Origin of the sequence: Inquilinus sp. CA228 (assembly GCF_052078665.1) — a bacterium.
GTDB lineage: Bacteria > Pseudomonadota > Alphaproteobacteria > DSM-16000 > Inquilinaceae > Inquilinus.
Map to the genome: position 1 here is coordinate 1 of NZ_JBQJIK010000108.1, position 21,658 is coordinate 21,658.

General features: G+C 70.0%; 19 protein-coding genes and 1 pseudogene. 13 read left to right on the plus strand and 7 right to left on the minus strand.

Annotation, left to right across the window (positions count from 1 at the left end; all coding sequences use genetic code 11):
- The 3 genes from ACTOWL_RS34575 to ACTOWL_RS34585 all read right to left on the minus strand — a co-directional run.
- Positions 1-732 (minus strand): alpha-amylase family glycosyl hydrolase (locus ACTOWL_RS34575; RefSeq protein ID WP_441325847.1); only part of this gene is annotated, 732 nt, incomplete at its 3' end.
- A complete protein-coding gene (gene treZ, locus ACTOWL_RS34580) occupies positions 729-2,567 on the minus strand; it encodes a malto-oligosyltrehalose trehalohydrolase (protein WP_441325848.1) in 1,839 nt (612 codons plus the stop codon). The genes ACTOWL_RS34575 and treZ, both read right to left, overlap by 4 nt.
- Before the next feature lie 33 nt (positions 2,568-2,600).
- Positions 2,601-2,798: a DUF2934 domain-containing protein gene (locus ACTOWL_RS34585; protein WP_441325849.1), complete on the minus strand. Its 198-nt coding sequence runs from the start codon at positions 2,796-2,798 to the stop codon at positions 2,601-2,603.
- Between the two features lie 500 nt (positions 2,799-3,298).
- On the opposite strand from ACTOWL_RS34585, the gene ACTOWL_RS34590 reads away from it, so the two are divergent.
- The 9 genes from ACTOWL_RS34590 to ACTOWL_RS34630 are packed head-to-tail and all read left to right on the plus strand — an operon-like array spanning position 3,299 to position 15,257.
- Entirely contained in the window at positions 3,299-4,369 is a 1,071-nt protein-coding gene (locus ACTOWL_RS34590) for a LacI family DNA-binding transcriptional regulator (protein ID WP_441325850.1), read from the plus strand.
- 1 nt (position 4,370) lies between these two features.
- The gene (locus ACTOWL_RS34595; RefSeq protein WP_441325851.1) at positions 4,371-5,336 is read left to right on the plus strand and encodes an ABC transporter permease; all 966 of its coding nucleotides are present in this window, start codon (positions 4,371-4,373) and stop codon (positions 5,334-5,336) included.
- Positions 5,336-6,238, plus strand: a complete 903-nt coding sequence (locus ACTOWL_RS34600) for a carbohydrate ABC transporter permease (RefSeq protein ID WP_441325852.1) — start codon at positions 5,336-5,338, stop codon at positions 6,236-6,238. The genes ACTOWL_RS34595 and ACTOWL_RS34600 overlap by 1 nt, the downstream gene beginning before the upstream one ends.
- A 44-nt stretch (positions 6,239-6,282) precedes the next feature.
- Positions 6,283-7,728, plus strand: coding sequence for an extracellular solute-binding protein (locus ACTOWL_RS34605; protein WP_441325853.1), 1,446 nt, complete (start codon positions 6,283-6,285; stop codon positions 7,726-7,728).
- Positions 7,715-8,932, plus strand: coding sequence for an ADP-ribosylglycohydrolase family protein (locus tag ACTOWL_RS34610; protein ID WP_441325854.1), 1,218 nt, complete (start codon positions 7,715-7,717; stop codon positions 8,930-8,932). The genes ACTOWL_RS34605 and ACTOWL_RS34610 overlap by 14 nt, the downstream gene beginning before the upstream one ends.
- A 25-nt stretch (positions 8,933-8,957) precedes the next feature.
- Positions 8,958-11,066, plus strand: coding sequence for an ADP-ribosylglycohydrolase family protein (locus ACTOWL_RS34615; RefSeq protein ID WP_441325855.1), 2,109 nt, complete (start codon positions 8,958-8,960; stop codon positions 11,064-11,066).
- The gene (locus tag ACTOWL_RS34620) at positions 11,059-12,279 is read left to right on the plus strand and encodes a CaiB/BaiF CoA transferase family protein (RefSeq protein ID WP_441325856.1); all 1,221 of its coding nucleotides are present in this window, start codon (positions 11,059-11,061) and stop codon (positions 12,277-12,279) included. The genes ACTOWL_RS34615 and ACTOWL_RS34620 overlap by 8 nt, the downstream gene beginning before the upstream one ends.
- Positions 12,276-14,360, plus strand: coding sequence for an ADP-ribosylglycohydrolase family protein (locus tag ACTOWL_RS34625; protein ID WP_441325857.1), 2,085 nt, complete (start codon positions 12,276-12,278; stop codon positions 14,358-14,360). The genes ACTOWL_RS34620 and ACTOWL_RS34625 overlap by 4 nt, the downstream gene beginning before the upstream one ends.
- Before the next feature lie 6 nt (positions 14,361-14,366).
- Positions 14,367-15,257: an HpcH/HpaI aldolase/citrate lyase family protein gene (locus ACTOWL_RS34630; RefSeq protein WP_441325858.1), complete on the plus strand. Its 891-nt coding sequence runs from the start codon at positions 14,367-14,369 to the stop codon at positions 15,255-15,257.
- 19 nt (positions 15,258-15,276) lie between these two features.
- Here ACTOWL_RS34630 and ACTOWL_RS34635 read toward each other — a convergent pair whose 3' ends face one another.
- Complete coding sequence (locus ACTOWL_RS34635; RefSeq protein ID WP_441325859.1) at positions 15,277-16,026, minus strand: peptidoglycan-binding protein; 750 nt, start codon at positions 16,024-16,026, stop codon at positions 15,277-15,279.
- 282 nt (positions 16,027-16,308) lie between these two features.
- On the opposite strand from ACTOWL_RS34635, the gene ACTOWL_RS34640 reads away from it, so the two are divergent.
- On the plus strand, positions 16,309-17,523 hold the full coding sequence (locus ACTOWL_RS34640; protein ID WP_441325860.1) for an alginate lyase family protein: 1,215 nt from the start codon (positions 16,309-16,311) through the stop codon (positions 17,521-17,523).
- Between the two features lie 10 nt (positions 17,524-17,533).
- Here ACTOWL_RS34640 and ACTOWL_RS34645 read toward each other — a convergent pair whose 3' ends face one another.
- From ACTOWL_RS34645 to ACTOWL_RS34655, 3 genes are all read right to left on the minus strand, one after another.
- On the minus strand, positions 17,534-17,896 hold the full coding sequence (locus ACTOWL_RS34645) for a hypothetical protein (RefSeq protein ID WP_441325861.1): 363 nt from the start codon (positions 17,894-17,896) through the stop codon (positions 17,534-17,536).
- Between the two features lie 30 nt (positions 17,897-17,926).
- Positions 17,927-18,688: an SDR family NAD(P)-dependent oxidoreductase gene (locus ACTOWL_RS34650; RefSeq protein WP_441325862.1), complete on the minus strand. Its 762-nt coding sequence runs from the start codon at positions 18,686-18,688 to the stop codon at positions 17,927-17,929.
- Positions 18,689-18,777: 89 nt separating this feature from the next.
- On the minus strand, positions 18,778-19,467 hold the full coding sequence (locus ACTOWL_RS34655; protein WP_441325863.1) for a GntR family transcriptional regulator: 690 nt from the start codon (positions 19,465-19,467) through the stop codon (positions 18,778-18,780).
- A 202-nt stretch (positions 19,468-19,669) separates the two neighbouring features.
- Between ACTOWL_RS34655 and ACTOWL_RS34660 the strand changes: the two genes are divergently transcribed.
- From ACTOWL_RS34660 to ACTOWL_RS34670, 3 genes and pseudogenes are all read left to right on the plus strand, one after another.
- Positions 19,670-20,695, plus strand: coding sequence for a 2-dehydropantoate 2-reductase (locus ACTOWL_RS34660; protein ID WP_441325864.1), 1,026 nt, complete (start codon positions 19,670-19,672; stop codon positions 20,693-20,695).
- Between the two features lie 52 nt (positions 20,696-20,747).
- Complete coding sequence (locus ACTOWL_RS34665; protein ID WP_441325865.1) at positions 20,748-21,191, plus strand: CBS domain-containing protein; 444 nt, start codon at positions 20,748-20,750, stop codon at positions 21,189-21,191.
- 115 nt (positions 21,192-21,306) lie between these two features.
- Positions 21,307-21,658 (plus strand): annotated as a pseudogene (locus tag ACTOWL_RS34670) (NAD(P)(+) transhydrogenase (Re/Si-specific) subunit alpha); the annotation flags it as partial.

Here is a 21,658-nt window from a genome sequence, read left to right on the forward strand (position 1 = left end):
GCGGTCGACGGCGGCGAGGATGCGGCCATGGGTGGCGTCGAACACCACCGGATCCTCCACCCGAACCGCCACCAGGTCGTCGATGTCGAAGAAGCGGCGGTAGTTGATCTCGGCCGCGGCCACCCGCCAATGGGCCAGGCGGTAATGCTGCCGCTCCAGGATCTCGTGCAGCGCTTCCGGGCCCAGGCTCTCGTCGATCGCCGCCACCGTGCCGGCGGCGACCGGCAGGGCGTGGCCGGGGATCGCGACGACGGGCCGGCCGGTGGCAGGATCGCGGGCGAGCCGGATGTCCCCGGCACGCAGCGCCTCGCCATAGCGCCGGCCGAGGATCGGCAGCAGCACCCGGCCGGGATTCGCCGGCGCGTCCCAGTCGATGTCGAACACGACGGCGTGCGGGCTGGCCCTGCCGTGCTCCAGCAGGTCGCGCCACCAGGGGTTGTCCGGGCTGGCCGCCATGTGGTTCGGCACGATGTCGAGGATCAGGCCGAGGCCGTGGGAGCGCAGCGCCTCGGCGAAGCGCTCGAAGCCGGGCTCGCCGCCGCGGTCCGGATCGATCCGGGTCGGGTCGATGACGTCGTAGCCATGGGCCGAGCCGGGCCGGGCGGCCAGCAGCGGCGAGGCGTAGACATGGCTGATGCCGAGCCGGGCGAGATAGGGCAGGGCGGCGCGGGCGTCGTCCAGCGTGAAGCCGGCATGGATCTGCAGTCGGGCGGTGGCGCGGGGCGGGATCATGCCGGCGGCTCCAGCGCCACGATCGTGCCCCAGCCCTCGACGCCGTCGGCCAGGGCGGCGGCGAGGCCGGGAGCGCTCTCGAACAGGATCTCGCCGGCCGGCGCCTCCCAGGCGGGTCCCAGGTCCGGCGCCAGATGGGCGACGATGCGCAGCCAGCCGCCGCCCCGCAGCATCCAGGCGACATCCAGCATCCGGCCGCGGCTGCGGTCGATGCCCGGGCCGATCCGCCGCGGCGCCAGCAGCGGCACCACCCTTTGCTGCCGCAGCTGCAGCAGCCGGCGCACCAGCTCCAGCCGGCCGGCGGCCTCGCCGTCATCGGGCTGCTGCAGCACGGCGGCCTCGAAGGTGGCGGGGTCGAGCGCGTCGGGCAGGGCCGCGTCGGCGAAGCCGGCGAAGGACGCGAACTCCTCGCGCCGGCCGCGGCGCACCGCGTCGGCCAGCTCGCCCTCGAAGTCGCAGAAGAAGGGGAAGGGCTGGCGGCTGCCCCATTCCTCGCCCATGAACAGCAGCGGGATCTGCGGCGCCAGCAGCAGCACCGCGGTCATCGCCTCGACCGCCGCCGGCTCGGCCAGGGCGGTCAGCCGGTCGCCGCGGGCGCGGTTGCCGATCTGGTCGTGGTTCTGCAGGAAGCTGACGAAGGCGGTCGGCGGCAGGTGCGCGCTGGGCTCGCCGCGCGGGGCCCGGCGCCGCTCCGACCAGTCGCCCTGGTAGACGAAGCCCTCGGCCAGGGCCCGCCCCAGCCGCGCCACCGGGGCGTCGGCATAGTCGGCATAGTAGCCGTCGGCCTCGCCGGTCAGGGCGACATGGGCGGCGTGGTGGACGTCGTCGTTCCACTGCGCGTCGTAGCGCCCCGCGGGGCCGGGCGTGCCGGACAGCCGCCGCGCCTCGTTGCGGTCGTTCTCCAGCACCAGGTGGATGTGCCGGTCGGGGAAGGCGGTGCGGACGGCGTCGGCGATCTCGGTCAGGATGTCCGGTCGGCCGTCGTCCCGGATCGCGTGCACCGCGTCGAGGCGCAGCCCGTCGAAGCGGAACTCCTCCAGCCAATAGAGCGCGTTGTGGCGGAAGAAGGCGCGCACCTGCTGCCGGCGGAAGTCGATCGCCGGGCCCCAGGGCGTGGGCCGGCCCGCATCGAAGAAGGATTTGGCGTAGAGCGGCAGGAAGTTCCCGGCCGGGCCGAAATGATTGTAGACGACGTCCAGCAGCACCATCAGTCCGCGCTGATGCGCCGCGTCGACCAGGCGCTTGAGATCGTCCGGCGGGCCGTAGATCGAGGCCGGGGCGAAGGGCAGCACGCCGTCATAGCCCCAGCCGCGCGACCCGGGGAAATCGGCAACCGGCATCAGCTCGAGGACGGTGACGCCGAGCTCGGCGAGGTGGTCCAGCCGCCGCTCCACCGCTGCGAAGCCGCCGGGCCGGCCGATGGCGCCGCAATGCAGCTCGTAGATCACCGCCTCGTGCCAGGGCCGGCCGCGCCAGCCCGTGGCCTGCCAGTCATAGGCCCGCGGGTCGCAGACCAGGGACGGGCCGAAGGGGCCGCCTTGCTGGGCGCGCGAGGCCGGGTCCGGCACCGCGGTGCCGTCGGCCAGGCGGTAGCGGTAGGGCGTGCCCGCCGGCGCGCCCGCCACGATGCGGCCGAACCAGCCGTCGTCCAGCGGCTCCAGCGGCAGGGGCGCGCCGTCCTGGCCGAGCAGCAGGGTCACCGCCTCGGCGTCGGGCGCCCACAGGCGGAAGCGGGTGGCGCCGTCCGGGCGCAGCTCGGCGCCGAAGGGCATGGCATGGGCGGTGCGCTCGGGCTGCGGCGCCGGCGCGGCGCGGGCGGCGGCCGGCGGGGTCATCGCCCGCCCTCCGGCCGCAGGACCGGAATCCGGTCAGCCCCGCTTCGGTGCGCCATCGGGGTCCAACTCCTCCGCCCCTTCCGGAGCGCTCCCGGTGCCCGTGCCTTCATCCGCCAGGATCTCCGCCTCGGCCTGTGCCCAATGCTGCTGCTGCCCGCCTTCGGGCCGGCCCAGCGCCTCCCAGATCTCATAGGCGCGGCGCCGGATCTGCTCGTCGCGATCGTCGCTCATCCACCACTCCTGCTTCAGTATTAGAGCCATTATGATCTTTTCCTCCGGACCTGCACTGCGATTCGCCTCAACAAATGTGAATGTTTTGTAAATTGAAATGATCTTTCTTCCGGATCAGACTCTGATATTCACGTAACATTCATGCATAAATTTATTGTCAGGCAAAAGAAATCGCTCCGTCTTCCACCGAAGTATTCCTTCCTGTCTACGGCGGGGCGCACCGGGACGGCTGCGCCCGCTTGTCTCGGGAACTCGCCAAGCCGGTCGCGGCGGAAACGCGCCCGCATCACAGCCTCATCAGCGTCAATAGCGGCGGCGCGGTCCGGTTCCGGCCCGCTCGACGATTATTTTCAAGCTGGGAAAAGAGTCTTTCCAGGGTCGCAACGATTGCGGCATGATCGCCCTCCGCGATGCCCGCTTGACGGGCGGAGAGGGGAATTGGTAACGTTCCCACACAACCTGTCCGAGAGGCAGGGCAATTTTCCACCCGGGAGACGCCCTTGAACGGCAAGCGCCAGCCAACGATCATCGATGTCGCCCGCCTGTCCGGCGTGTCGAAGACGACGGTGGCACGGGTGCTGTCCGGCGTCGGCGCGGTCCATTCCGAGACCCGCCAGCGGGTGGAGGAGGCGGTCCGCCAGTCCGGCTACGAGCGCAACCACCTGGCCTTCGGCCTGCGCACCGGCCGCAGCCGCATGATGGGCCTGGTCATCCCCGACATCTCCAACCCGTTCTGGGCCGACCTCGCCCGCGGCGCCCAGGACCAGGCCGAGGCGGAGAAGCGGTCGCTGCTGATCTTCAGCTCGGACTGGGATGTGGAGCGCGAGCGCCGGCACCTGCAGGTGCTGCGCCAGGCCCGGGTCGACGGCATCATCCTGAACCCGGCGACCGACGACCGCGGCCTGCTGCGCCAGACCGAGGCGCCGGTGGTGGTGGTCGGCTCCTCCGGCGAGCGCTTCCCCGAATTCTCCAGCGTGCGCAGCGACGTCGCCCAGGGCGTGCGCCTGGCGCTCGACTACCTGATCGCCGCCGGGCATCGCCACATCGGCCTGATCAACGGCCGCGACCGGCGCGTCGCCCGCACCCGTTTCGTCACCGAGGCGCAGGCGCATTGGCAGCGCCACGGCTTCGATCCCGAATCCCTGCCGATGGACGAGGGCGACTACACCGCGGACTCCGGCCAGGCGGCGACGCGCCGGCTGATCGAGCGCGAGGGCCGGCGGATGACCGCGATCTTCGCCGCCAACGACCTGATGGCGGTCGGCGCCATCCTGGCCGCCCGCGCCGCCGGCCTGGCCTGCCCGCGCGACATCTCGATCATGGGCATGGACGGGGTCGAGGCCGGGGGCTTCACCGATCCCGGCCTGACCACGGTCGACAAGCCGCGCTACGACATGGGCGTCCACGCGATGCGCCTGCTGCAGGCCGAGATCGACGGCGAGGCCGAGATCGTGCACACGGTGCTGCCCTGCCGGGTGGTCGAGCGCGCCTCGGTCGCCGCCCCGCTGCCGGCCGCCCTCGGCAGCGTCCGGCCTCCGGCCTTGCGCGGCGTGCGGAAGAAGAGCGCCTGACATGACCGGCCTCGATCACAGCTCTCCGGCCGCGATCCCGGCTGTTCGTGGGAACGTTCCCAAAGTTGCCCGCCAGTCCGGCCTGCGGCGGGTCTGGCGCTGGCGCGGCTACTATCTGATGCTGCTGCCGGGCCTGCTGTATTTCGTGGTCTTCCACTATTTGCCGATCTGGCAGGCCAAGCTGGCGTTCCAGGACTATCGCATCATCGGCCCCAGCCTCTGGGTCGGGCTGAAGCATTTCCGGGCGCTGTTCGAGAGCCCGGTGTTCTACCAGGTGCTGTGGAACACGGTGCTGATCAGCGCCATGAAGCTGGTCATCCTGTTCCCGGTGCCGGTGATCGTGGCCCTGCTGGTCAACGAGGTGCAGGGCCCGCGCTACCGCCGCTTCGTGCAGTCGGCCATCTATCTGCCGCATTTCCTGTCCTGGATCGTCATCGCCGGCGTCTTCATCGCGGTGCTGTCGCCGACCGACGGCACGGTCAACGACATCCTGGGCCTGTTCGGCTTCGCCCCGGTGTCGTTCATGACCTCGGAGGGCTCGATCCTCTGGGTCCTGGTCTTCTCCGAGATGTGGCGCAGCGCCGGCTGGGATTCGCTGCTGTTCCTCGCCGCGGTGATGGCGATCGACCCGCAGCTCTACGACGCCGCGACGATCGACGGCGCCGGCCGCTGGCGCAAGATCTGGAACGTCACCTTGCCGGCCCTGGTGCCGACCATGGCGACGGTGTTCATCCTCAATCTCGGCGCCTTCATGAGCGCCGGCTTCGACCAGGTGTTCAACTTCTCCAACGATGCGATCCGCGACCGGATCGACATCCTCGACACCTATGTCTACCGCATGGGCCTGGTCGGCGGCGAATACGCCTATGCCACCGCCGCCGGGGTGTTCAAGGCGGTGATCGGCATGGCCATGATCCTGGCCGCCCATTTCGTCGCCAAGCGCGTCACCGGCAAGGGGGTGTGGTGATGGCCGCGAATAGCATACGGCGCACCCCGTTCGAGCGTATCGAATACGCCATCATCTGCTCGACCCTGCTGCTGATGGTGGTGGTGACGGTGCAGCCGATCCTGAACCTCCTGGCCGTGTCGCTGTCCGACAGCACCGAGGTGCCGGGGATGAGCGGCCTCGCCGTGCTGCCGCACGGCTTCTCGTTCGAGGTCTGGCAGGTGCTGCTGACCCACCCGCAGGTGCTGAGAGGCCTGGCCAACAGCCTGCTGATCACCATCGCCGGCACGGTGATCAACGTCGTCGCCACCACGCTGATGGCCTGGGCCCTGTCACGCGAGGGGCTGCCGGGGCGGCGGGCGATCCTGATCTTCATCCTGGTGACCGTGGTGTTCGAGCCCGGCGTGGTGCCGGACTATCTGGTGATGAAGCAGCTCGGCCTGCTCAACTCCTATTGGTCGGTGATCCTCTATCGCGGCGTCTTCGCCTGGTACCTGATCGTGCTGATCCGCTTCTTCGAGGAGATCCCGAAGGAGCTGATGGAGGCGGCCGAGATCGAGGGCGCCTCGCCGCTGCAGACCCTGTGGCACGTGGTGGCGCCGCTGGCGCTGCCGGCGATCGCCACCATCACCCTGTTCTACACCGTCCTGCACTGGAACGAGTATTTCCGGGCGATGATCTACCTCAACGACCCGAAGATGTGGCCGCTGCAGGTGGTACTGCGCCAGTTCGTGGTCGAGGGTGACAAGTCGCTGATGGTCGGGCTGGACGCCATGAACAAATACACCGGCGGCAGCCAGATCGACCTCAGGGCGCTGAAGGCCGGGATGATCATCCTGACCCTGATCCCGGTGCTGGCGATCTACCCGCTGATCCTGAAGTTCTTCACCAAAGGCACGATGAGCGGGGCGGTGAAGGGATGACCCGCGCATCGGCCGACAAAACAGAAAGACATGGGAGAGACGCAATGACCAAGACGCTTCTGGGAACCGCGCTGGCCTTGGTGTTCACGGCCGCCCTGGCCGGTTCATCGCTGGCCGCCGATCCGGTGACCCTCCGGGTCGTCAGCAAGGACTTCACCAAGTCGAACCCGGACGACGTCAAGCTGGTGGCGGCGATCGAGGCCGGCATGGCGGCCAAGGGCCATCCGGTGAAGATCGATCTGGTCGACGTGCCGCCCGGCGGCTATGCCGACAAGCTGTCGCTGATGCTGCTGTCGGGCGACATCCCCGACCTGATCTACTTCCAGGGCGGCGACCAGAAGATCGTCGAGCAGGGGCTGTTGGAGGATTGGCGGCCCTGGCTGGACAAGGCGCCGAACCTGAAGCAGGCGCTGTGGGCGCACAACAAGCCCCGGCTCGAGAACTACCCCTACCTGATCTACCCGTTCCCGGTGCGCGCCAAGGTCGGCGTGATGCGCCAGGACTGGCTGGAGAAGACCGGCCTGCCGGCGCCGCAGACGCTGGAGGATTGGGAGGCGCTGTTCCGCAAGATCGTGGACGGCGATCTCGACGGCAGCGGCAAGAAGGACACTTTCGGCATCACGGTGGCCACCATCCCGCCGGCCGGCGCCACCGACGAGCTGGACGAGATCTTCAACCAGGCCTTCGGCGTCAACGCCACCTGGCTGAAGGATGCCTCCGGCCAGTGGATCCACGCCCGCGTCTCGCCGCAGGAGCGCGACAAGGTCGCCTATTACCACAAGCTGTTCGCGGAAGGCCTGCTGGATCCCGACTTCATCACCACCAAATGGGACACGCGCGAGGACAAGTTCTACTCCGGCCGGGTCGGGGTGATCCTCGGCGTGGTCGGCGTCAACCTGGACATCTACCAGGGCAAGATGCGCCAGGTGCATCCGGGCACGACCCTGGTGGCGCTGGACCCACCGAAGGGCCCGGGCGGGCAGGGGCTGCGCGCCGTCGATGTCAGCCGCGAGAGCCGTGGCTTCGCCATGTCCGCCATTTCCGAGCACAAGGAGGACGTGGTCGCCCTGATGGACTTCATGGCCAGCCCCGAGGGCCAGCAGATCGACCGCATGGGCTTCGAGGGCGAGGAATGGGTCAAGGACGGCGGCACCATCAAGACCACCGACAAGATGGCGACCTGGTATCCGCGCTTCTTCATCGACCAGCCGGACGCGTGGAAGCCGCCGGTGCCGCTGCTGTCGGAGCAGGCCCAGTCGTCGATCGCGCTGGCCCAGAAATACTATGCGCCGGACGACAGCTTCGTCTTCCCGAGCGAATACACCGCTCGGCTCGACGCGGCGGAGAACGTGTATCGCAGTTATGTCTGGAAGTTCATCTCCGGCGAGCTGCCGATCGACAAGTGGGACGAGTACGTCGCCGAGTGGAACTCCAAGGGCGGCGCCGAGATCACCGACTATGCGAGGACCAAGCTGAATGGAACCAACTGACGCCGGCGCCTCGCTGAAAGGCCGGGTCCGGGGGATGCTGCATGGCGTCGCGTTCGGCGACGCCATCGGCGCCACCATCGAGAAGCTGTCCGCGGCCGAGATCCGGCAGCGCTACGGCCGGGTCACCTCGCTGGATGTCGACTGGCACCGCAAGGACGCGCCGGAGGCGGCGCGCGGCGGCCGGATCCGCGGCCACGGCATCGTCACCGACGACACGCTGATGACGCTGTGCCTGATGGCGGTCTATGAGGAGGCGGGCCGCCATCTCGACGCCTGGGACATGGCCGGCGGCATGGTCCGCCAGATCGCCTGGACGCCGCGCTGGATCCCCGAGATGCAGCGCGAGACCATGCTGATCGAGCGGCTGTTCTACCCGGAGAAGTGGATCTTCCAGCGCCACCAGCTGACCAGTTGCGACCCGCGCGAGGGCGGCATCGGCAACATGGTCAATTGCGGCGCGGCCATGTACATCGCCCCGGTCGGGGCGGTGAACGCCTGCGACCCGAAGGCGGCCTATGACGAGGCGGTCGACCTGGCCGCCGGCCACCAGCACAGCTACGGGCTGGAGGCGGCCGGGGTGATGGCCGCCTGCGTCGCCGCCGCCATGGCGCCCGGCACGACGATCGAGGCGGTGGTCGACACGGCGATCGCGCTGGCCAAGGACGGCACCCGGGGCGCGATCGCCGACATCGCCGAGGCGGCGCGGCGGCTGAAGCCCGACCGCGCCGACCATGCCCGGGTGACGGCGGAGTTCCAGTCGGTCATCGGCCGCTACTCCAGCATGGGCGACGACGTCCACCGCCGGGTGGAGACGGCGGGGGTGGCGACGAACGACTACACCCCGTCGCGCCTGCGGGCGATCGAGGAGCTGCCGCTGGCGCTGGGCTTCTGCCTGATCCATGACGGCGACTTCCGGGCGGCGGTGGTGGACGGCGTCAATTCTGGCCGCGACACCGATTCCATCGGCTGCATGGCCGGTGCCATCCTCGGCGCGATGCATGGCGAGGCGGTGATCGACCCGGCCGACCGCGACCTGCTGGACCGCGCCAACCGCTTCGACCTGGCGGCCGAGGCCGACCGCTTCCATCAGGCCTCCGCCGCCATCCTGGCCGCCGATCTCGACCGCACCCGCCGGCGCGATGCCCAGCGCCTGGCGCTGACCGCCGATCCCGCCCAGCCGGCCCGCGCCGCCGCCGGCCGCTGACCCGCCCGAAGACCAAGGCCCCGGAATGCCCATCCCTGCTGACACAATCGACCGCATCTATGCCGGCTTCCTCGGCAAGGCCATCGGCGTGCGCCTCGGCGCCCCGGTCGAGCCGACGATCTGGACCTGGGACCGGATCGACAAGACCTATGGCGAGATCACCGGCTACCTGCGCGACTTCAAGAACTTCGCCGCGGACGACGACACCAACGGGCCGGTCTATTTCATCCGGGCGCTGCGCGATTTCGGGCTGGACCCGTCGCCGCAGGATGTCGGCCGCACTTGGCTGAACTACGCTGCCGAGCAGCACGGCATGTTCTGGTGGGGCGGCTACGGCATCTCGACCGAGCACACCGCCTTCGCCAATCTCCAGTCCGGCATCCCGGCGCCGGACTCCGGCTCGATCGCCCGCAACGGCGCGGTGATCGCCGAGCAGATCGGCGGCCAGATCTTCGTCGATTCCTGGGGCTGGGTGTGCCCGGGCGACCCGGCCCGCGCCGCCGACCTGGCCGCCCGCGCCGCCAGCGTCTCGCATGACGGCAACGGCCTCTACGGCGCCCGCTTCGTCGCCGCCGCCATCGCCAAGGCCTTCGTCGCCGAGACCATCGAGGAGGTGGTGGAGGCCGGCCTCGCCGCCATCCCGGCCGGCAGCGAATACGCCCGCGTCGCCCATGCGGTGCAGGCCCTGCACCGGGTGAAGCCGAAGGACTGGCGCGCCTGCCGCCGGATGCTGGAGAGCGAGTTCGGCTATGACCGCTATCCCGGCGTCTGCCACATCATCCCGAATGCCGGGCTGCTGATCCTGTCCCTGCTGTACGGCCAGGGCGACCTGTCGCGCACGGTCGAGATCGCGACCATGGGCGGCTGGGACACCGACTGCAACGCCGGCAATGCCGGGGCCATCGTCGGCACGCTGGCGGGCATCGCCGGGGTGGCGTCGCATTACCGCAAGCCGATCAATGACGGCATCGTCGCGTCCGGCATCACCGGGTCGCTCAACATCGTCGACATCCCCAGCTTCTGCCGCGAGCTGGCGGTGCTGGCCCATCGCCTGGCCGGCGAGGAGCCGCCGGCGGAATGGGTCGCGGACATGGAGCGGCGCGGCCTGCGCTTCGACTTCGACCTGCCGGGATCGACCCACGGCTTCCGCACCGAGCCCGACAACCGCATCGCCCTGTCCTGGTCGGACGAGCGGAAGGCGACCGGCCGCGGCGCGCTCTGCGCCCTGCTCGACCGGCTGGAGCGCGGCGATGGCGGCCGGATCTTCTGGAAGCCCTTCTACCGCCGCAGCGACTTCGACGACGAGCGCTACCGGCCGATGTTCTCGCCGGTGGTCGCGACCGGGCAGGAGGCGGCGCTGCGCCTGTGGCTCGACCCCTGGGAGGGCGACGGTCATCTCCGCATCGTGCCCTATGTCCGCCGGGCGATGAGCGGCCGGATCGACGAGATCGGCGCCTGGACCCAGCCGCCGGCCGGCGAATGGCAGGAACTGCGCTTCACCGTGCCGGAGACGGGCGGCGAGGCGGTCGACGAGATCGGCATCAAGGTCGAGTATTTCGGCCGGCTGAAGTTCCTCGGCCGGATCTTCATCGACGAGTTCACGGTCTCCGGCGCCGGCTCGGCCCGGCTCGACCCCAGGATCGAGGCCAATGAGTGGGGCGGCATCACCCGCTGCACCTGGAACCGCGGCGTCTGGCGGGTCGAGGACGGCCGCATCCACGCCCTCACGGCATCCGACGCCGACCTGTGGACCGGCCATCTCTACGCCCGTGACCTGACGGTGACGGCTGAGATCACGCCGCTGGCGGGCGACGGCCATCTGGTCTGCGCCCGCGGCCAGGGCAATGAGCGCGGCTATGCCGCCGGCTTCGTCTCGGCCGAGGAGGTGGCGATCATCCGCCGCGACTTCGGCGAGACCGTGCTGGCCCGGGCGCCGTTCCGGCGCGAGCTCGGCCGCAGCTACAGCCTGGCGCTGGAAGCGGTGGGCGATCGGCTGGCCCTGTCGGTCGACGGCCGGGTGCTGCTCGAAGCCCGCGATGGCGCGCTGGCCTATGGCATGGCCGGGCTGCGTCTGCCCTCGGCCGGGCGGATGCAGGCCGGGGTGATCGAGATCCGCGAGGCCGCCCATGGCTGAGGCGCATCCAGCCAAGATCGAGCCGGGGCGCGAAGGGCCGCTCTCCGGCATCCGCGTGCTCGACCTGTCGCGCGTCGTCGCCGGCAACGCGCTGGGGCTGGAGCTGGCGGATTTCGGCGCCGAGGTGATCAAGGTCGAGCCGCCGGGCGGCGACCCGCTGCGCGACTGGCAGGTGAAGGGCCACAGCCTCTATTGGAAGGAGCTGTCGCGCAACAAGCTGTCGGTCGTGCTCGACCTGCGCAAGCCGGAGGGCATGGCGGCGCTGGAGCGGCTGATCCCGACCGCCGACGTCATGATCGAGAACTTCCGGCCGGGGATCCTGGAGGAGATGGGGCTGGCGCCCGACCGGCTGCAGGCGATGGCGCCGGACCTGATCCTGGTGCGCATCTCCGGCTTCGGCCAGACCGGCCCGGCCAGCCGGCTGCCCGGCTTCGGCACGCTGGTCGAGGCGATGTCGGGCTTCGCCTCGCGCAACGGCTTCGCCGACCGCGAGCCGGTGCTGCCGCCCTTGGCTTTGGCCGACATGATCGCCGGGCTGCACGGCGCCAAGGCGGTGCTGGCGGCGCTGAGGGCCCGCGACCGTGGCATGGCCCGCGGCCAGGTGATCGACCTGTCGCTCTTGGAGGCGATGTACTCCGTGCTGGGGCCGGAGGCCGGCAGCTACGCCGTCACCGGCGAGGTCAAGGAGCGCACCGGCAGCGCCTCGGGCAACAGCGCGCCGCGCAACGTCTACAAGACCCGCGATGGCCGCTGGATCGCCATGTCGGGCTCCACCGACCGGATGGCCAAGCGCATCCTGCTGCTGGTCGGCGGCGACGACCTGGCGCGAGACCCGCGCTTCGCCACCAATGCCGACCGGGTGCGCAACCGGGTGGCGCTGGACGCCGTCATCGGCGAATGGATCGGCGCCCGCGACCGCGACGCGGCGCTGGCGACCTTCCGGGCCGAAGGCATCACCGTCGGCCCGGTGCACGACATCGCCGACTTCATGGATGACGACCATGTGATCGAACGCGAGGTGGTGGTGTCGATCCCCGACCCGGATCTCGGCAGCCTGCCGGTGCACAACGTCCTGCCGCGCCTGTCGGCCACGCCCGGCGCGATCCGCCGCCTGGCGCCGGAGCCCGGCGCCGACGCCGAGGACGTGCTGCGCCGGGCCGGCTTCTCGGCCGAGGAGATCGACGGGCTGCGCGCCGCCGGGGCGCTGGGATGATTCCGGCCGGCTACGACGACCGGGTCTATGCCGGATGGCTGGGCAAATGCATCGGCGTGCGCTTCGGCGCCCCGCTGGAGAACTGGACCGAAGCCCAGATCCGCAGCCATATCGGCGAGCTGGAGTTCTATCTCAGCGAGGATGACGGCCGGTTCTTCAAGCCGGACGACGACACCGCCTTCTCGATGATCCTGGCCCGCATCTTCGAGGATTGCTTGGCCTCGGCGGAGGTGACGACGCAGCAGATCGCCGAGGGCTGGCTGAACTACCTGGGCGATCAGCACGGCACGCTGTGGTGGGGTGGCTACGGCGTCGCCGCCATGCACACCGCCTATGTCAACCTCGCCGCCGGGATCCCGGCTCCGCTGGCAGGATCGGCAGCGCTCAACGGCCGGATCGTCGCCGAGGAGATCGGCGGCCAGATCTTCGCCGACATCTGGGGGCTGATGGCGCCGGGCCGGCCGGATCTTGCCGCGGACCTGTCGGAACGGGCGGCGCGGGTGGCCTGGGACGGCGACGCGCTGCAGGGCGCCCGCTTCGTCGCCGCCATGGTCAGCGCCGCCTTCGGGGTTCGCGAGCCGGCGGCGCTGATCGCGGCCGGGCTGGCCCGGATCGACCGCGACGGGGACTACGCCGCCATGGTCCGCGCCATGGTCGATGCCCATCGCCGGTTTCCCGACGACTGGCGAGCCGCCTTCGCCGTGCTGGCGGCCGAGTTCGGCTACGATCGCTATCCTGGCGCCGTCCCGATCGTGCCCAATGCCGGGGTGATCGTCCTCGCCCTTCTGTACGGCGCCGGGGATTTCAGCCGGGCGCTGCGGATCGCCGCCATGGCCGGCTGGGACACCGATTGCAATGTCGGCAATGTCGGCGCGGTGATGGGCGTCGCCGTCGGTGTCGACGGCATCGACCCGTCCTGGCGCCGGCCCGTGAACGACATCCTGATCAACGCCGGGCTCATCGGCGGCCGCAACCTCATGACGATCCCGCAGGGCGCCGACCTGCTCGCCCGGCTCGGCCGCAGCCTGGCCAGGGTCGAGGCTGGGCGGACGCAGCCCCGGCGACATGTCCGCCACGACGGGTCGATGGGCGGGTTCCAGGCCAGGGCGACCGGTGGCCTGGGCCGGCCGATCGAATGGCGGCGCTCGACCGACATCGATCCGGCCGGCGCGCTGGCCGTCGTGATCCGCAAGCTCGGCGGCACCGGCGAGATCCGGCTGTCGACCCGCAGCCACATCCGGCCGTCGGAGCTCAGCGGCAATTTCTACGGCGCCAGCTTCTCGCCGCAGGTCCATCCGGGCCAGCGGGTGACGGCACGGCTGTGGGTCCCGCCCGATGCGCCGCCCTCGCTGCGTGCCGGCCTGTACGTCCGCGACGACAACCACGAGCGCAGCCACCAGGCCGAAGCCACGCCGCTGCGGCCGGGCGAATGGCAGGATCTGGCCTTCGACATCCCGCCGCTCGCCGATGCCTGCCTGTCCGAGATCGGCATCGTGCTGCGCAATCTCGGCGGGACCTGGGAAGCGGGATCGCTGCACCTGGCCTGGCTCGACTGGGGCGGCGCACCCCGATTCTCGACCAGCTTCGCCCGTGAGCGGCCCCAGACCGGGGGCATCAGCCAATGGACCTGGCTGCGCGGCTTCTGGCGGCTGGAGGACGGCGCCTATCACGGCAGCGGCCCGGGCCGGTCGGAAAGCTATACCGGCGATGTCGAGTGGCGGGACTACGAGGTGGCCGTCACGATCGTGCCGCTGGCTGGTCCCGCCCATGCCGTGCTGACGCGGGTGCAGGGCGCCCGCCGCAGCTATGCCCTGGCCTTGACCGGTGACGGTTGCCTCACCCTGTTTCGGACCGAAGGCGAGGCCCGCCCGGTGCGATCCGTGCCCTTCGCCTGGTCGCATGGCCGCGGCTACCGCCTGTCCGTCGCCGCGTCCGGCGCAGTCCTGCGCTGCGCGGTCTCCGGCGCCGACGGCTCGGCCGGATTCGAATGGACCGACGAGCGGCCCATTCGTCATGGTCAGATCGGCCTCGCCAACTGGGGCGGCGCCCACACCCGTTTCACCGCCATAGAGGTCGGCTGACCCGCCATGACCGCGATTGACGAATCTGATCGGCGCTTCCGCCGCCTGCGCTCGCTGCTCTACGTCCCGGCCGACCGCGAGCGCTTCGTCGCCGGCGCGGCCGGGCGCGGCGCCGATGCCGTGATCCTCGACCTCGAGGACGGCGTCGCGGAGTCCGCCAAGCCCGCCGCCCGCGCGGCGCTGGCCGCTGCGGTGCCGCAGGTCGGCGCCGCCGGGGCGCGCGTCTTCGTCCGCATCAACAGCCGGCTGGCCCATGCCGCCGCCGATGTCGAGGCCGCGGTGCGGGCGGGGGCGGACGGGCTGTTCGTGCCGAAGACCGACGACCCGCAATGGCCGCGGCTGATCGCCGAGCGCGCCGGCGAGGTCGAGCGGGATGTGGGCCGGCCGGAGGGCTGGACCCGCCTGGTGCCGATGATCGAGACGCTGGCCGGCCTCGACCGCCGCGCCGCGATCGCCGCCGCCACGCCGCGCACCCTCGCTTTGGTCTGCGGCGGCGAGGACCTGTCGGCCGAGATCGGCGCCGAGCCGGGTTCCGAGGTGATGCGCCTGGCCAAGCTGCAGATCCTGATGGCCGCGCGGGCCGCTGGTCTTACCGCGTTCGGCCTGATGGGCTCGCTGGCCGGGATCGACGATCTCGACGCCTTGCGCCGCGCGGCGGAGGAGGCGGCGCGGCAGGGTTTCGAGGGCGCCAGCTGCATCCACCCGGCGCAGGTGGCGGTGCTGAACCGGGCCTTCACCCCGGACGAGGCCGCGGTCGAGCACGCCCGCCGGGTGGTCGCGGCGCTGCAGCCGGGGCAGGGGACGGCCAAGGTCGACGGCCGCATGGTCGACGCCCCGGTCGTCGCCCGCGCCCGCCGGGTGCTGGCCCGGGCCGGGGAGGACGCCGCCGGAACGTGACGGCGCCTCCGGCGCCGGATCAGGAGATCTTCAAGGCCTTCTTCAGATCGCCGTCGATCGACCCCGGCTTCAGGTCGTTGTCGCGCCGGAATTTGTCGATGGCGGCGGTGGTCTTGGGTCCCATGATCCCGTCGGCCGTCACCGAGGTGAAGCCGCGGTCCCGTAGCGCCTGCTGGACCTTGCGGATGTCCTCCTTCGTGGGCGGCGCGCTCTTCGCGGGTGAGGCGGCAGGCGCGGGCTTGAGGACCTTGCGCACCTTCTCCAGCCAGGCCTGCCGGTCGGCCAGGCCGGTGGTGCCGCCATTGACCAGGCGCGTCACCTTGACGAAGTCGCCCTCGTCGCAGGCCGCATTCACCTTCTTCCATTTCCAGAAGCCGCAGGCGACGCGCAGCGCGTCCGCTGGCGCCGAGGCGCGGTCCGGATCGGCTTCCAGGTTGATCCCGATGGCGGTGCCGATCGCGCGATAGCCGTCGCGGCCGGTGATCTGGATGTATCCGCGGCCCCGGTATTTCCAGCCATCGCCCGAGTCCGGAGACCCGTTGCCCATGCGGCTGGCATAGACCTTGTTCGCCAGCGCCTCAGGATTGCCGGCGAAGGGCTCGGCCGAGGCCAGAGTGGGGAAGCGTGACGGCCAGATCTCGGTCATCCGCTTGGCGCTGTATTTGAGGTTCTCCTCGATGACGGAGAGGCCGCCGGATTCATGGGCGACCTGCGCCAGGAAGAAAGGCAGCCGGTTGGGCTTGTCGGAGATGTCGAACTCGGCGAACACGACCCTGGACTGCTTGGCAAAGGCGTCGCCGCCGGATCAAAGGAACAGTTTGTGGAAACAGAATTACCAACAATTCAATAGAATTTTAAGGCAACTGTAATAAGGATAGACTCAATTCACGGTGAGGGCAATGTTCCTGGTCGCGACAATGCAGTGAAGATCGAGTGTCGTTCGGAAAAGGATTGAGCTGGCCGCCCAACCGATATCTACTCGATGGGACAAATATCCATCCGGGGGGGATCGACCATGCGGGCTGCAGCCTTTGCCTGTACCATCATTGCCGTGGTTCTGACGGCCGCATCGGCCATGGCGGCCCAGCCGCGCTGGTTCACCTACGACCCGGCCAAGCTGGAGCAGGCGCGGGCCAAGATCGCGGCCGGCGATCCGCTCTATCGGCCGTCCTACACGGCGCTGCTGCAGGCCGCCGACAAGGCGCTGGCCAAGACGGCGCCGTCGGTCACCGACAAGACGCTGACCCCGGCCTCCGGCGACAAGCACGACTATTTCAGCTTCGGCCCCTATTGGTGGCCGAACCCGGACACGCCGACCGGGCTGCCCTATATCCGTCGCGACGGCCAGACCAACCCGGACAGCAAGACCGACGCCACCGACAGCGTGCGCCTGTCCACCTTCGGCAGCGACCTGCGCAGCCTGGGGCTGGCCTACACCTTCACCCGCGACCCGAAATACGCGGTCAAGGCGGCGGAGATGCTGCGGGTCTGGTTCGTCGCGCCGAAGACGCGGATGAACCCGAACATGACCTACGCCCAGGCCATCCCGGGCATCGTCGACGGCCGCGGCATCGGCATCATCGACAGCCGCGCCTTCATCGACGTGATGGACGCGGTCGAGCTGATCCGCCCCAGCGGCGCGCTGCGCGAACTGGACTATCAGCTGATCAAGCTGTGGTACCGGTTCTTCACCGTGTGGCTGCTGACCAGCGAGAACGGCTTCGAGGAGGCCAACTGGCACAACAACCACGGCACCTGGTACGACGCCCAGGTGACGGCGTTCACGCTGTTCACCGACCAGCCGGAGCTGGCCAAGCGGCAGCTGAAGATCGCGGCGCTGCGCCGGGTGGCCGGGCATTTCGACAAGGACGGCCGCCAGGTGGCGGAGCTGGAGCGCACCCGGGCCTTCCACTACAGCCAGTTCAACCTGCAGGCCTTCAGCCGGCTCGGCCGCTATTCCGAGCTGGTCGACGCCGGGCTGACCAACGGCGACACCGACCCGACCAACCTCTGGGGCTTCTCCCTCGACAGCCACTCGCTGCAGAAGGGCTACGGCTTCGTCGCCGGCTACGTCACGGCGGCGGGAACCATCGATCCGTCCTGGCCCTATCCGGAGCTGACGCCGGGCGACGGGCTGGACGAGGCGCTCGGCAACCTGCTGGCCGCCACCCGGGCCTACCAGGACCCGGCGCTGCAGCAGAAGGCAGCGATCCTGCTGGGCAAGTTCCCCGGCAAGATCGACGCGCTGCTGCTGCCGCTGGATTGAAGCGGCGGCCTCACGACACCGGGCGCTGCAGCTCCATCCGGTCGCCGACGCGCAGCAGGCGCAGCTCCAGCGCCGGCTGGCCGGCGCCGCGCGGCACTGACACCACGGCCTCCTGACCCGGCGCCAGGGTCGAGACGAAGCGGACGACGCCGCCCGGCGCGTCGGTGCCGGCCGTGACCACGGTCTCGTAGCCGGCCGAAGCCGGCTGGTAGTAGACGCTGACATTCACCGCGCCGAGCGTCGTGGTCAGGCCGGCGCCGGGCGGGATCACCTCCGCCGCGGCGGGTCGTGCCGCGAAGGCGCCGAGCAGGGCGGCGGCGAGCAGGATCTGCGGCAGCCGGCCGGCGGCCGGCGCCTTGCGTTCACGAGTCATGATGATGTCCTCTGAGTGTGCGAGCGGGCGTCAGGCCGCGCTCTGGCCGCCATCCACGATGATGGCCTGGCCGTTGACGTAGGAGGCCCGCTCCGACAGCAGGAACAGGGCGACCTGCGCGATCTCCTCCGCCTCCGCCAGCCGCTTCAGCGGGATGCCGTAGGCGAGGGGATGGGATTCGGTGCCGTCCGCGTTCTTCACGATCCGGCCCTGCGTCATCTCGGTGCGGGTGATCGACGGGTTGATCGAGTTCACCCGGATGCCGTGCGGCCCCAGCTCCACCGCCGCGGCGCGGGCCAGCGAGACGACGCCGCCCTTGCTGGCGCTGTAGATCGAGGTGCCGGGCTGGGCGATGCCGGCGAGGACCGAGCCATTGAACAGGATCGATCCGCCGCCCTGCGCCTTCATCTGCGCGGCCTCGGCCTTCAGGGCGAAGAACTGAGCCTTGAGGTTGGTGTCGATCAGGCTGTCCCAGCGCGCCTCGTCCAGCGTCTCGATCGGCCCGCCGCCGGAGATGCCGGCGTTGTTGAAGGCGGCGTCCAGCCGCCCGAAGCGCGCCACCACCCGGTCGATGAGGCCGGGGATGGCGTCGATCCGGGTCAGGTCGGCCTGGAGGAAGACCGCCTCGCCGCCGGACGCGGCGATCTCCGCGACCACCGCCTCGCCCTCGGCCGCCCGCCGCCCGGTCAGCGCCACCTTGGCGCCTTCGCGGGCGAACAGCACCGCGCTGGCGCGGCCGATCCCGGACGTGCCGCCGGTGACCAGGGCCACCTTGCCGTCCAACAGTCCCATCTGATCGCTCCTTTGCATGACGATTGTCATCCAATGAGCGTTAGATGATACCGGTCATCCTTTTTGCAAGAGGCGACCCGGCGGGCGGGTTAGTCCAGAAAGTCCCCGTGCCTCTTCACATGCTCGGCCAGGCCCAGCGTGTGCTCGCGCACCAGCTTTTCGGCCAGGTCGGCATCGCGGGCCTCCAGCGCGGCGACGATCTTCTGGTGGTCGACGACCGAGCGCTGGGCGCGGTGGTCCTGGCCGATCGTCACCCGGCGAATGCCACGCATGTGGATGAACAGGTTGTCGGTGATGTCGACGATCAAATGGCAGCCGCTGATCCGGATGATCTGCTTGTGGAAGGCGATGTTCGCCTCGGAATACTCGGTGACATGCTCCTCCGGGTTGCGGTCGTGGAACACGTCGACATAGTCGTGCAGCTTGCGGATCTGGGCGTCGGTCGCGACCTGGGTGGCCAGCCGCGCGGCCATGCTTTCCAGCGCCGCCCAGACCGTGACCATCTCCAGCACCTCGGCCTTGCTCTTGCGGATCACGAAGATGCCGCGGCGGGGGACGGAGCGGACGAATCCCTCCTGCTCCAGCAGCGTCATCGCCTCGCGGATCGGGGTGCGGCTGACGCCCAGCATTTCGCTGAGCTGCCGCTCCTCCAGCTTGATCTCGCCGGCATGGCCGTAGATGTCCATCTCGGTGATGGCCTGCTTCAGCGCCTTGTAGGCCTTGATCCGGAAGCTCGTTTCGGTGTCGAGCGGCTTGACGTCGATCTGCGGGAAGCTCATCGGAGGCCCTTCTGTCGCCTGCGCGGCCGGCGTTCCCCTCGGCTATAACCCCGGGCGCTGCCGGTCACAAGTATACCGTAGACGAGAGTCCAGCGCAGCTTTCCTCCTTTGGATCGATTGACATTGGGTATTTTGTATACCACGATGATCCGGTCGGCTGCTCAGCGGCCCTGACTCCAATCAATGGGAGGAAGGCGCGGCCATGAAACTCTGCATCTATGGCGCCGGAGCCATCGGCGGCTATCTCGGCGTCCAGCTTCACCGCGCGGGGGTCGAGGTCAGCCTCGTCGCCCGCGGCCTGCATCTCGAGGCGATGCGCCAGAACGGCCTGACCCTCAGGATCGACGACGAAACCCGCACCGCCCGCATCCGCTGCACCGACAACCCGGCCGAGCTGGGCCCGCAGGACTATGTCGTGATCTGCCTCAAGGCCCATTCGGTGCCGGGAGTGGTCGAAGCGATCCAGCCGCTGCTGGGGCCGGAGACGGCGGTGGTCACTGCGGTCAACGGGCTGCCCTACTGGTATTTCCACCGCCATGGCGGAGCGTTCGAGGGCCGCACCATCGAGACCGTCGATCCCGGCGGGCTGCAGTGGCGGCGGTTCGGGCCGGAGCGCGGCATCGGCTGCATCATCTATCCGGCGACCGAGGTGGTCTCGCCCGGCGTGATCCAGCATGTCTATGGCGACAAGTTCCCGCTCGGCGAGCCGGACGGCAGCCGCTCGGCCCGCGTCACCGCCCTGAGCGAGGCGATGACGGCGGCGGAACTGAACGCGCCGGTGCGGGACAACATCCGCGACGAGATCTGGCTGAAGCTGTGGGGTAATCTCTGCCTCAACCCGATCAGCGCCCTGACCCATGCGACGCTCGACGTCATCACCGGCGATCCTTCCACCCGCGACGTGGCGCGGCGGATGATGGCCGAGGCCCAGGCGATCGGCGACCGGCTCGGCGTCCATTTCCGGGTCGATATCGAGCGGCGGCTGGACGGCGCCGGCGCGGTCGGCGCCCACCGCACCTCGATGCTGCAGGACCTCGATCGCGGCCGGCCGATGGAGATCGATCCGCTGGTCACCGTGATCCAGGAGCTCGGCCGCATGGTCGGGGTGCCGACGCCGACGGTCGACACCGTCCTGGCCCTGGTGCAGCAGCGCGCCGAGATCGCCGGGCTCTACAGCCGTTCCGTGGCAGCCGAAGCAAAACGGGCACCGGCGCTGGTGCCGGCCTGACCCTTGTCCGAGCGGTCGGAAAGAGCCGCTTTCCAGAGGAGGAACCCAGCCAATGAGGGCCGAAGACATTCTCCGCCAGAAGGACTCGCGCGTCGTCATGATCCGCGTCGGCGAGACGGTGGCCACCGCCGTCGCGCTGATGACGAAGGAGATCATCGGCGCCCTGGTCGTCAAGGAGGTGTGCCGCACCGAGGGCAATGTCGTGGTCGGGGTGTTCTCCGAGCGCGACGTCGCCCGGGCGCTGGCCACGCATGGCGCCGCGGCGCTGACCATGCCGGTCTCGGCCTTCATGGGCCGCACCGTGATCAGCTGCGAGCCGCGTGACAGCATCGAGACGGTGCTGCGGCTGATGGACGAGAACCACATCCGGCACGTGCCGGTGATGGAGGACCACACCCTGGTCGGGGTGATCAGCGCCCGCGACCTGATCCGGCACTTCCTGCAGCAATCCTCGCCGGCGCCGCAGGACCCGGCCTCCACCGTGGTCCACGCCTGATTTCCACTTGAGGAGTGGAACCGCGGCGGCCCGACCGGCTGCCGCGGCGTCTCTAACGCGATGCGGCGCCGCCCCCAGATGACCTCGGGGCCGGCCGCATGGGGGAGTCTTGTCCATGCGGATAGGTGTGTTGCGGGAGCGGCGGGACGGGGAGCGCCGGGTGGCGGCGACGTTGGACAGCGTGAAGAAGCTGGTGGCGCTGGGCGCGACGGTGGCGGTGGAGTCCGGCGCCGGGCTCGGCAGCGCGGTGACGGACGAGGCGTACCGGTCGGCCGGGGCGGAGGTGGCGCCGGATGCGGCGTCGGCCCTGGCCGGTGCCGACGTGGTCTTGAAGGTGCGTCGTCCGCTGCGGTCGGGCGAGGGCGAGGTCGACGAGCTGTCCTTGATCCCGCGCGGCGCGACCCTGATCGGCATCCTGGAGCCCTATGACGACGCCGACAGCCTGGCGGCCTATGCGTCGGCCGGGA